Source organism: Gemmiger formicilis (assembly GCF_016901605.1).
Lineage (GTDB): Bacteria > Bacillota > Clostridia > Oscillospirales > Ruminococcaceae > Gemmiger > Gemmiger formicilis_B.
On sequence record NZ_JACJKP010000103.1, the window covers coordinates 1 to 11,076 of the forward strand.

The 11,076-nt window shown below is 57.6% G+C and carries 6 protein-coding genes and 2 pseudogenes; 7 read left to right on the forward strand and 1 reads right to left on the reverse strand.

Annotation, left to right across the window (positions count from 1 at the left end; translation table 11 throughout):
* The 4 genes and pseudogenes from H6B10_RS09100 to H6B10_RS09115 form a co-directional block, all read left to right on the forward strand.
* Positions 1–338: pseudogene (locus H6B10_RS09100) on the forward strand (aspartate carbamoyltransferase); the annotation flags it as partial.
* Positions 325–753: an aspartate carbamoyltransferase regulatory subunit gene (locus H6B10_RS09105; RefSeq protein ID WP_204651314.1), complete on the forward strand. Its 429-nt coding sequence runs from the start codon at positions 325–327 to the stop codon at positions 751–753. The pseudogene H6B10_RS09100 and the gene H6B10_RS09105, both read left to right, overlap by 14 nt.
* A 164-nt stretch (positions 754–917) precedes the next feature.
* Positions 918–2,753: an NAD(P)-binding protein gene (locus H6B10_RS09110; protein WP_204651315.1), complete on the forward strand. Its 1,836-nt coding sequence runs from the start codon at positions 918–920 to the stop codon at positions 2,751–2,753.
* Positions 2,747–4,501 (forward strand): [FeFe] hydrogenase, group A, encoded by a 1,755-nt coding sequence (locus tag H6B10_RS09115; RefSeq protein ID WP_204651316.1) that lies wholly within the window; start codon positions 2,747–2,749, stop codon positions 4,499–4,501. The genes H6B10_RS09110 and H6B10_RS09115 overlap by 7 nt, the downstream gene beginning before the upstream one ends.
* A gap of 59 nt (positions 4,502–4,560) precedes the next feature.
* Here H6B10_RS09115 and H6B10_RS09120 read toward each other — a convergent pair whose 3' ends face one another.
* A complete protein-coding gene (locus H6B10_RS09120; protein ID WP_204651317.1) occupies positions 4,561–6,840 on the reverse strand; it encodes an ATP-dependent Clp protease ATP-binding subunit in 2,280 nt (759 codons plus the stop codon).
* Between the two features lie 146 nt (positions 6,841–6,986).
* Here H6B10_RS09120 and H6B10_RS09125 point away from each other — a divergent pair, with 146 nt between their 5' ends.
* The 3 genes and pseudogenes from H6B10_RS09125 to H6B10_RS09135 form a co-directional block, all read left to right on the forward strand.
* Positions 6,987–8,726 carry an ABC transporter ATP-binding protein gene (locus H6B10_RS09125; RefSeq protein ID WP_204651318.1) on the forward strand — a complete coding sequence of 580 codons (1,740 nt, stop codon included), beginning with the start codon at positions 6,987–6,989 and terminating at the stop codon, positions 8,724–8,726.
* Entirely contained in the window at positions 8,723–10,486 is a 1,764-nt protein-coding gene (locus H6B10_RS09130) for an ABC transporter ATP-binding protein (protein WP_204651319.1), read from the forward strand. Before H6B10_RS09125 ends, H6B10_RS09130 begins: the two co-directional genes overlap by 4 nt.
* Positions 10,487–10,528: 42 nt before the next feature.
* A pseudogene (locus H6B10_RS09135) lies at positions 10,529–11,076 on the forward strand (aspartate--ammonia ligase); the annotation flags it as partial.

The window sequence follows — 11,076 nt, forward strand, 5'->3', positions numbered from 1 at the left end:
TGGAAACCCGCAACCTGGAAGAAGCCCTGCCCGAACTGGATATTCTGTACATGACCCGTGTGCAGCAGGAGCGTTTCTTCAACGAGGAAGATTACATCCGCCTGAAGAACAGCTACGTGCTGACCAAGGAAAAGCTGGCGCTGGCCCCCGCCGACATGGCGGTGCTGCATCCGCTGCCCCGCGTCAACGAGATCACGCTGGACGTGGACGACGATCCCCGTGCCGCTTACTTTGAGCAGGCACAAAACGGCGTATACATGCGCATGGCTTTGATTATGACGCTGCTGGGTCTTGCAGACCCCAAAACCGGGGAGGTAGCTTTTGATGTTAACGGTTGATGAAATTCTGAACGGTGTGGTCATTGATCACATTACCGCCGGCACCGGTCTGGGCCTGTACCACATGATGGAGCTGGAAAAACTGCACGATGCCAGCGTGGCACTGCTGCAGAATGTACGCAGCCAGAAGAGCGGTAAAAAAGACATCATCAAGATCGAGGGTGATGTCAGCAAGCTGAATTTTGATATTTTGGGCTATCTTGACCCCAAAATCACCATCACGGTCATTGAGAACGGGCATATTGTGGACAAGATCCGCCCCAAACAGCCCCAGCGCCTGATCAATGTGATCAAATGCACCAACCCCCGCTGTGTGACTTCTGTGGAGGAAGGCTGCGATCACATCTTTACCCTGACCCCCAGTGGACGGTACCGCTGCGTCTACTGTGAGCAGGAGTTCCGCGTAAAACCGTAATTCCCCCAGAGTGCCGGATTTTCCCGGCACTCTTTTTTCCTTTGCCTTATTCGTTAATTTGCACAGTATTTACTAACAGTTTTTGATTTTGTTGTTGATTTATCATTCTTTTCGCCGTATAATAGATTTCATACGAACCCATACAAACGGAGGACTAGCTATCTATGATACGACTTTCTATGGAAACGCCTGATCGCGCGCAGCAGGTCGTGCAGGACCTCTGCCGCGATATGGGCCATCGCATTGCCGCCAACCCGCCGGGCCTGTGCCCTGTGGATATGGCGCTGAATTTTTTACGCCTGTGCCATGCGCAGACCTGCGGCAAGTGTGTTCCCTGCCGCATCGGACTTTCCCAGCTGGAAACCCTGCTGGAAAGCATTCTGGACCAGACTGCACCGGAAGGAACCATCGACCTGATTGAGCAGACGGCCTCCGCCATCGTGGATTCCGCAGACTGCGCCATCGGTTACGAGGCCGCCGCCATGGTGCTGCAGGGTGTGCGCGGGTTCCGGGAGGATTATGAGGAACACGCCCATTACGGCCGGTGCATCTGCTCCCTGAAACAGCCTGTTCCCTGCGTCACCGTCTGCCCCGCTCATGTGGATATTCCCGGTTACATTGCCCTGATTCGGGAAGGCCAATACGACGATGCGCTGGCGCTAATCCGGAAGGACAATCCCTTCCCCCATTCTTGCGCCTATGTCTGCGAGCACCCCTGTGAACGGCAGTGCCGCCGCCGTCTGGTGGACGATGCCGTGAACATCTGCGGCCTGAAACGCTTTGCTGCCGACCACGCCGGCAACCAGACGCCCCCTCCGCCTGCCGAAAGTACCGGCAAACGGGTGGCTGTGATCGGCGGCGGGCCCAGCGGCCTGACTGCGGCCTATTACCTGCGCCTGATGGGCCACACCATTACGGTATTTGAGCAGCGGGAAAAACTGGGCGGCATGCTGCGTTACGGCATTCCCGACTACCGTCTGCCGCCGGAAGTTCTGCAGCGGGATCTGGACTACATCCTGGCTACCGGCATTGAAGTCAAAACCGGTGTCTGCGTCGGGAAAGACATTCAACTGGCGGACCTGAAAGGCGAATACGATGCACTGTACATCGCCATCGGTGCGCATGCCGACAAGAAACTGGGCCTGGAAGGCGAAGACAGCAAAAACGTGCTTTCTGCCGTGGAATTTCTGCGCAACTGCGGCGAGGGCAACGCCCCCGACTTTACCGGAAAGCGCATCGTGGTCATTGGCGGCGGCAATGTGAGCATGGACGCCACCCGTACTTCCATCCGGCTGGGCGCCGAAAGCGTGACCTGCGTCTATCGCCGCCGGGTGGACGATATGACCGCCTTGCCGGAGGAAATCGAAGACGCACTGGCCGAAGGCTGCCAGATTCTGCCGCTGCAGGCCCCCGACCACATTGAAGCCAACGAGAACGGCGAAGTCTGCGCTTTGTGGACCCGGCCCCAGATCATTGGCGGGTATGGCCGCGACGGACGCCCCGCCCCCCATAACGCCCAACAGAAAAAGTTCCGGATTCCCTGTGATTACCTGATCATCGCCATCGGGCAGCGCATTGAATCCGACGAGTTTGAAAAAGTGGGTATCGGTACCAGCCACGGTGCACTGAAAGCCGATCTTTCCGGTTATGTGCCCGGTACCCCCAACGTATTTGCCGGCGGCGACGATGTCACCGGCCCGGCCACCGTAATCCGGGCGGTGGCAGCCGGCAAAGTCAGTGCCGCCAACATCGACAGTTTCCTGGGGTATTCCCACACCATCGGCACCGAAGTCAAGATTCCGCCGGCCAAACTTTCCAACGCACCGCCCTGCGGCCGTGTACAGCTGAAAAGCCGCAATCCGATGGAATCCCGCTGCGATTTTGCGCTGGCCAGCTGCGGCATGACCGAAGAGGAAGCCATGCAGGAAGCCGGGCGCTGCCTGCGCTGCGACCACTTTGGGTACGGCATCTTTAAGGGAGGGAGGACGACACAATGGTAAACGTTACTGTAAACGGCACCGCCGTGCAGGTACCCGAGGGCACCACCATTCTGAATGCCGCCAAAGCCGCCGGCGTGGATATCCCTCACCTGTGCTACCTGAAAGATCTGAACGAAATCGGCGCCTGCCGCGTTTGCTGCGTGGAGATTGAAGGCGAGCGGAATTTGGTTCCCAGCTGCAATAACCCGGTGTTTGAGGGGATGTCCATCCGTACCAACACCGACCGTGTGCGCCGTACCCGCCGCATCAATGTGGAACTGATCCTGAGTCAGCACGACTGCCACTGTGCCACCTGCCTGCGCAGCGGCAACTGCCACCTGCAAAGTGTGGCCAACGATCTTGGCATTTTGGAAAATCCATACCCTGCCGACCTGGTAACCGGCGCCCGTGCCCTGTGGCCCCGGGATTTTCCGCTCTACCGCGACACCAACAAGTGCATCAAGTGCATGCGCTGCATCCAGGTTTGCGATAAAATCCAGGGTGTCCATGTATGGGACCTGTCCGGAACCGGCAGCCGGACCCGCGTGGATGTAAGCGGCACCCGCCGCATTAAAGAAAGCGATTGCACACTGTGCGGCCAGTGCATTACCCACTGCCCCACCGGCGCTTTGCGGGAACGCAACGATACCCAGAAAGCCTTTGATGCCATTGCCGACCCCGATAAAATCACCGTCGTACAGATCGCTCCCGCAGTCCGCACTGCCTGGGGCGAGAATCTGGGGCTTTCCCCCGAGCAGGCCAGTGTACACCGCATGGCAGCCGCTTTGCGCCGCCTGGGTTTTGACTATGTGTTTGATACCTCTTTCAGTGCAGATCTGACCATCATGGAAGAAGGCAGCGAGTTTCTGCGCCGGTTCCAGGCTGGTGACACCCGGGAATTGCCCATGTTTACCAGCTGCTGCCCCGGTTGGGTCCGGTACCTGAAGAGCCATTACCCCCAGTGGACGGACCGGCTTTCCACCGCCAAGAGTCCCCAGCAGATGTTTGGTGCGGTAGCCAAAAATTATTTTGCCCATAAGCTGGGTGTATCCCCCGACAAACTCTATTGCGTATCCATCATGCCCTGCATCGCCAAAAAGCAGGAGTGCGCACTGCCTACCATGAAAACAGACGCCGGGCAGGATGTGGACCTGGTATTGACCACGCGGGAGCTGGTGCGCATGATTCGTGCCGAGAACCTGCACCCCGAAACGCTGGCCGAAGAAGCCTTTGACTCCCCCCTGGGTACTTATACCGGTGCCGGTGTGATTTTTGGGGCCACGGGCGGCGTTATGGAAGCCGCCCTGCGCAGCGCCTACTACCTGGTAAACGGCAAGAACCCCAAAGCGGAAGCCTTTACCGCCGTGCGGGGCAGTGCGTATGAACAGGGATGGACCGAGGCCGAATTCGATTTGGGCGGTGCTGTGGTCCGCACCGCTGTCGTCAGCGGATTGAGCAATACCCGTCGCCTGCTGGAAGCCATCGAGTCCGGCAAAGTCCACTACGATTTTGTGGAGGTCATGGCCTGCCCGGGCGGCTGTGCGGGCGGCGGCGGCCAGCCCCAGAATCGTGACGACGAAGAACGGGCTGCCGAGCGCGGCCAACGCTTGTATGCGCTGGACAAATGCAGCACGTTGCGTTTCAGCCACGAAAATCCCGAGGTACAGGCTTTGTACCGCGATGCGCTGGGCGCCCCCGGCAGCGAACTGGCCGAAGAATGGCTGCATACCGACCACGACGGTTGGGAAATGCCCCGCAGTCAGGTGTAATTCCTTTTCACAAACAAAAAAGCCGTCCGGCGTAGTTGCCGGGCGGCTTTTTGTATACCTTACACGCAGGCGGCCATGTCCTGTTCCTGCAGAACGATTTTCCCATCGGGTGCGGCATCCGCCGTGTATACGGTTCCCACCCGCGCCGTTCCTGCCGCAATCCGGTCCGCCAGTGCCTGTTCCACTGCCCGGCTTACCGTTCGCCGCAATTCCCGCGCGCCGTAAGGGGGAACCTTCTCCCCTGCCAGACTGCGTGCCGCGGCCGCCGTATGATGCAGCGTATACCCCTGACGGGCAGCGCGTTCCTCCAGTTCACACAGCAGCCGATCCGCAATAGACGCCAGCTGCTGCGGTCCCAAAGGTTCAAACAGCACTGTTTCATCCAGGCGTCCCATCAACTCCGGGCGGAAAAACTCTTTTGCTTCCTGGATCGCCTGCTTGCCGCGTCGGGCCAGTTCACCATCTGCGGCGGCAAATCCCATGGGGGCTGTCTGCCCACTCAGGCACCGCGCCCCCAGGTTGGAGGTAAGCAGAATGATCGTATTGGAAAAATCCGCCTTTCGCCCTTGGGAATCGGTCAGGCTTCCGTCCTCCAGAATCTGCAAAAGTAGATTCTGGATATCCCCGTGCGCCTTTTCGATCTCATCAAACAGCACCACACTGTAAGGACGGCGACGCACTGCTTCGGTCAGCTGCCCGCCTTCATCATGGCCCACATACCCCGGAGGTGCTCCCAACAGTCTGGCGACGGTATGGCGCTCCATATACTCCGACATATCAAACCGCAGCAAGGCTTTTTCACTGCCAAACCAGCACTTGGCCAGAGTGCGGGCCAACTGGGTTTTGCCCACACCGGTGGGCCCCAAAAACAGCATGGCACCGATGGGGCGTCCGCTCTCCCGTAATCCGGTGCGGCTTCGGCGGATAGCGGCAGCCACTGCCGCCACTGCCCGGGGCTGGCCGATTACTTCGGCGGCCAGACGGCTTTCCAGGTGAACCAGCCGTTCCCGCTCGGCTTCTCCCACCCGCTCTACCGGTACGCCGCTGGCTTTGCTGACCACTTTGGCAATATCCGCCGGGCGCAAAGTTTTTTGCTTTACAGTCCCCTCTGCGCAGGCAATCCGTACCGAAGCTGCCGCTTCGTCCAACAAATCAATGGCTTTGTCCGGCAGATACCGCCCGGGCAGATAGCGTACACTGAGTTCCACCGCTGCGTGGATTGCTTCCTGCGGTATGTTTACCCCATGATACCGCTCATACCGCGGCATCAATCCCTGCAAAATTTTTTCCGCGTCCGCCGGGCAGGGTTCCTCCACCATGACTTTGCCAAACCGCCGTTCCAGTGCAGAATCTTTCTGGATGGTCTTGCGGTATTCCTCCACCGTAGTGGCACCGATCAACTGGATTTCGCCCCGGGCCAGCATCGGCTTGAGAATGCTGGCGGCATCAATGGCGCCTTCCGCTGCACCGGCCCCGGCAATTACATGGATTTCGTCAATAAACAGAATCGTGGAATTATCACGGTAAAGTTCTTCCAGCAGGCTTTTGAACCGCTCCTCAAAGTCGCCGCGATATTTGGTGCCCGCCACCATGGATGCCATATCCAGCGCCAGCACCCGCTTATTGCGCAGCGAAGGGGTAATCTGTCCCGAGGCAATGCGCTGCGCCAGCGCTTCGGCCAGAGCGCTCTTTCCCACCCCCGGTTCCCCCAACAGGCAGGGATTGTTTTTCTGGCGGCGGCAAAGAATCTCAATCATGCGGTCCAGTTCGGCATCTCGGCACAGCACCGGGTCCAGTCGGCCTTCCTGGGCAAGCCGTGTCAGATCACGGCCATATTTCTCGCTGGGTTTGCTCCCGCGGGACACCGCCATGCGCGGCTGCGCCGGCAGCACCAACTGCCCCGAAAGCTGCCGGCATTCCCGTGCTGCCTGGGGCACCTCAATCCCCAGCGATGCCAGCCATACACTGGCTGTACAGGCCGAATCTTCCAGCATAGCGCAGAGCAGATGTTCATTTTCCGCCTTGGCTACGCTGGCCGCATGAGCCCCCAACACCGCAAATTCCATGGCCTTGCGCGTTTCCGGCGCCAGATCATTTTTGCGCAGGCTGCGCGGCTGCCCCGAACAGCTGCGCGCCTGTACACAGCTGCGCAGGGCTGATTCCGTCACATGTTTGCGGCGCAAAAAATCCGCCGCCGGTCCCCTGGCAGTCTGCAGCATTGCCAACAGTAAATGCCCTGTATCGGCAGCCGTACAACCCTGCCGCCCCGCCAGCATAACTGCGGTGCGCAGTGTATAAGCGGCTGTACGGGAAAAACCCTGATAAAAGTGAAACAGCATCCTTGTGCCTCCCCAAATGGTCTTATAGCAAGTATAGGCGGTCACCGCGCAAATAATCCTCGAATCCGGGCAAATCCTGCAATGACAAATGAATTCGTCTGTGTTATACTAAAAGTTATGACATAAATTAATGGGGTGGTTTGTCTATGCACAAATTGTTGCGCTATATTAAGGGCTACGAAAAACAAGCCCTGTTGGCGCCACTTTTCAAAATGCTGGAAGCATGTTTTGAGTTGTTTGTTCCGCTGGTGGTTGCCAGCATCATCGACACCGGCATCAAAAATGCCGATACGGTGTTTATCTGGCAGCGATGCGCGCTGCTGGTTTTGCTGGCTGTCATTGGCCTGACCTGCAGCCTGACCGCCCAGTATTTTTCCGCACAGGCGGCTTTGGGTTTTGGCACGGCGCTGCGCAAGGATCTGTTCCGCCATATCAACACCCTGAGTTACAGTGAGTTGGACGGCATCGGTACGCCCACACTGGTCACCCGCATGACCAGCGACATCAACCAGGTACAAAACGGCGTAAACCTGACTTTGCGCCTGCTGCTGCGCTCTCCCTTTATTGTGATCGGCGCGTTGATCATGGCATTTACCATCAGCGCCCGTCTGACTTTGCTGTTTCTTGCGGCCACGGCCATCATTTCCCTGATCATCTGGCTGATCATGCGGGCCACTGTTCCTATTTATCACCAGGCACAAAACGGACTGGACCGGGTCACTTTGCTTACCCGGGAAAATTATGTGGGTGCCCGTGTGGTTCGTGCTTTTGCCCGGCAGGCCGACGAAACCGCTGCTTTTATCGAAACCAATGATCACCTTAAATCCATCCAGGTACGCGCGGGACGAATCTCTGCTTTGATGAACCCGCTGACCTATCTGGTGGTAAACCTGACGGTCATTGCCTTGTTGCTTCTGGGCGGCCGGGAAGTGGATACCGGTACCCTCACCCAGGGCGAAGTCATTGCACTGATCAACTACATGAGCCAGATCCTGGTGAATCTGCTGCGTCTGGCCGACCTTGTCATCTCAGTGACCCGCGCTCTGGCCAGCGGAATGCGTGTGAACGAAATTCTGAATACCCAGACCTCCATGGCCGACCCGGCCACCCGGACACTCCCCACCGACAGCGGTTCCGATGCCGTTTGCTTTCAAAATGTCACCTTCACTTACCGCGGTGCCGGCGGCCCCAGCCTGACGGATGTAAGCTTTACCGCACATTCCGGCGAAACCATCGGTGTCATTGGCGGTACCGGCAGCGGCAAAACCACATTGATTGATCTGGTGGCCCGGTTTTACGACGCACAGGAAGGCACCGTACAACTGTTTGGGCACAACGTAAAGGAATACGGATTTGCCCAACTCCGTGAACTGGTAGGAATCGTGCCGCAGCAGGCCATGTTGTTCACCGGTACCATCCGGGATAACATGCGCTGGGCTGCGCCCTATGCCACCGATGAACAAATCTGGGAGGCATTGGAAATTGCCCAGGCGGCCGATTTTGTACGCAGCAAACCCGGTATGCTGGATGAGCCGGTGGAAACCGCCGGCCGCAACTTTTCCGGTGGGCAGCGTCAGCGTCTGACCATCGCCCGCGCCCTGGTTCCCAAACCGAAGATTCTGATTCTGGACGACAGCGCCTCGGCACTTGACTTTGCCACCGATGCCGCCTTGCGCAAGGCTTTGAAGGACAAGACTACCGGCATGACGGTATTCATTGTTTCTCAGCGCGCCGCCAGCGTCCAGCGTGCCGACCACATCCTGGTTCTTGATGACGGCCTTCTGGTGGGAGACGCCCCTCACGCCGAATTGCTGAAAAACTGCTCCGTCTATAAGGAAATCTGTCTGAGCCAGTTGAGCAAGGAGGAGGTGGAGAAAACATTATGAGCAAACCGAAATCCAAAGCCAAACTGAACCGTTCCACTATCCGGCGTGTGCTGGCTCTGATTCGCCCTTATACAGGTTCGGTTATTCTGACCCTTACCCTTGCGGCGATCACCGTTTTTACCACCTTGCTGGCCCCTGTGATCTCCGGCAAGGCCGTTGACCTGATTATCGGCCCCGGACAGGTGGATTTTGCCGGGCTGGCCAAACTGGCTGTGGCCATGGCTGCCACCATTCTATGCACGGCGGTGTCCCAATGGCTGATGAATGTTGTCAACAACCGTATTACCTTCCAGGTAGTCCGGGATATGCGCGTAAAAGCTTTTGAGCAGCTGGAGATTCTGCCCCTTAAATATATGGACGCGCACCGCCCCGGCGACGCAATCAGCCGCATTACCACCGATGTGGAACAATTCAGTGACGGCCTGCTGATGGGTTTTACCCAGCTGTTCACCGGAGTGCTCACCATTTTGGGCACGCTGGGCGTCATGCTCCACATCGACTGGCGCATCGCCCTGGTGGTTGTGGCATTGACGCCCCTCTCGATATTTGTAGCCCGCTTTATTGCCACCCACACCTACTCTATGTTCAAGGTACAGAGCGAGACCCGCGCCGAAATGACCAGTCTGGTGGAAGAACTGGTGGGCAACGAACATCTTGTGCGTGCCTTTGGCTACGAAAGCCGCGCCGAAGCCCGCTTTGAACGTGTCAACCTGGATCTGCAAAAATGCGGGGTACGCGCCGTTTTCTTCTCTTCCCTCACCAATCCCTGCACCCGCTTTGTGAACTCTCTGGTCTATGCCGCAGTAGGCGTTTTGGGTGCCTTTGCTGCAATTGCCGGCAGTTTGACGGTTGGCGAACTTTCGGTATTTCTGAACTACGCCAACCAGTACACCAAGCCTTTCAATGACATCTCGGATGTCATGACCGAATTGCAGAACGCCCTTGCCTGTGCCCAGCGCGTTTTTGACTTGATTGATGAAACGCCCATTGTGCCCGACGCCCCGGACGCCACCGTGCTGCCCATGGGTGCCGGCAGTGTAGAATTTGAGCACGTCAAGTTCCGCTATGCCCCCGACATACCGCTGATTGAGGATATGAACCTTCGGGTCTGGCCGGGGCAGCGCATTGCGCTGGTAGGCCCCACCGGCTGCGGAAAGACCACCCTGGTCAATCTGCTGATGCGGTTTTATGAGATCAACGGCGGCTGCTTAAAAGTGGACGGCCACCCCATTGATCATGTCACCCGGGACAGCTTACGCGCCAACCTGGGGATGGTCCTGCAGGAAACCTGGCTGAAATCCGGCACCATTGCCGAGAACATCGCATACGGTAAACCGGACGCCACCCGGGAGGAAATTGTGGAGGCGGCCAAGCGGGCCCGCGCTCACAGCTTTATCTGCCGCCTGCCAAACGGTTACGATACCGTGGTAGCGGAGGACGGCGGCAACATCAGCCAGGGACAGCGTCAGCTTCTCTGCATTGCCCGTGTTATGCTGCGGCGTCCGCCTATCCTGATTCTGGACGAAGCCACTTCCAGCATTGATACCCGCACCGAAGTGCTGGTACAGGATGCTTTTGAAGAGCTTATGAAAGGCCGGACCAGCTTTATTGTGGCGCATCGCCTGTCCACCATCAAAAATGCCGACCAGATCCTTGTAATGAAAGCCGGCAACATCATTGAACGCGGCACCCACGACGAACTGCTTGCCAAGGGCGGATTCTATGCGCAGCTGTACGAAAGCCAGTTCGCCAAAGCCTGAGTTCTTCTGCTATAATGATTGCGATAAGGAGTGTGTATCTGTATGAGTAACGTTACCATCCCCAACAACTACAAAAGCCTGCTGGGTCTGTACGACACCCAGAAAGCCATTGGTCTGATCAAAACGATTTTTCAGGAAAAGCTCTGCCTTGCGCTGCACCTGAAGCGGGTAACCGCTCCGTTGTTCGTACTGCACGGCAGCGGCCTCAATGACGATCTGAACGGCGTGGAGCGCCCTGTCGCCTTCGATGTCCCCTGCCTGGATGAAAAAGCCGAGATCGTACACAGTCTGGCCAAATGGAAGCGCTATGCACTGTATAAGTACGGTTTCCGTCCCGGGCAGGGACTGGTCACCGACATGAATGCTGTGCGCCGGGACGAAGAACTGGATAACCTGCACAGCATCTATGTGGACCAGTGGGACTGGGAGCGGGTAATCACCGCCCGCCAGCGTACCACTGCTTTTCTGCAGGATACCGTGCGCGATATTGTGGATGCAGTTTGCGCCACATCTGACGAACTGCGCTGGAAATTCCCTGCTCTGAAAAAAATCCATCTGACCCGCGAAGTGACCTTTATTACCACCCAGGA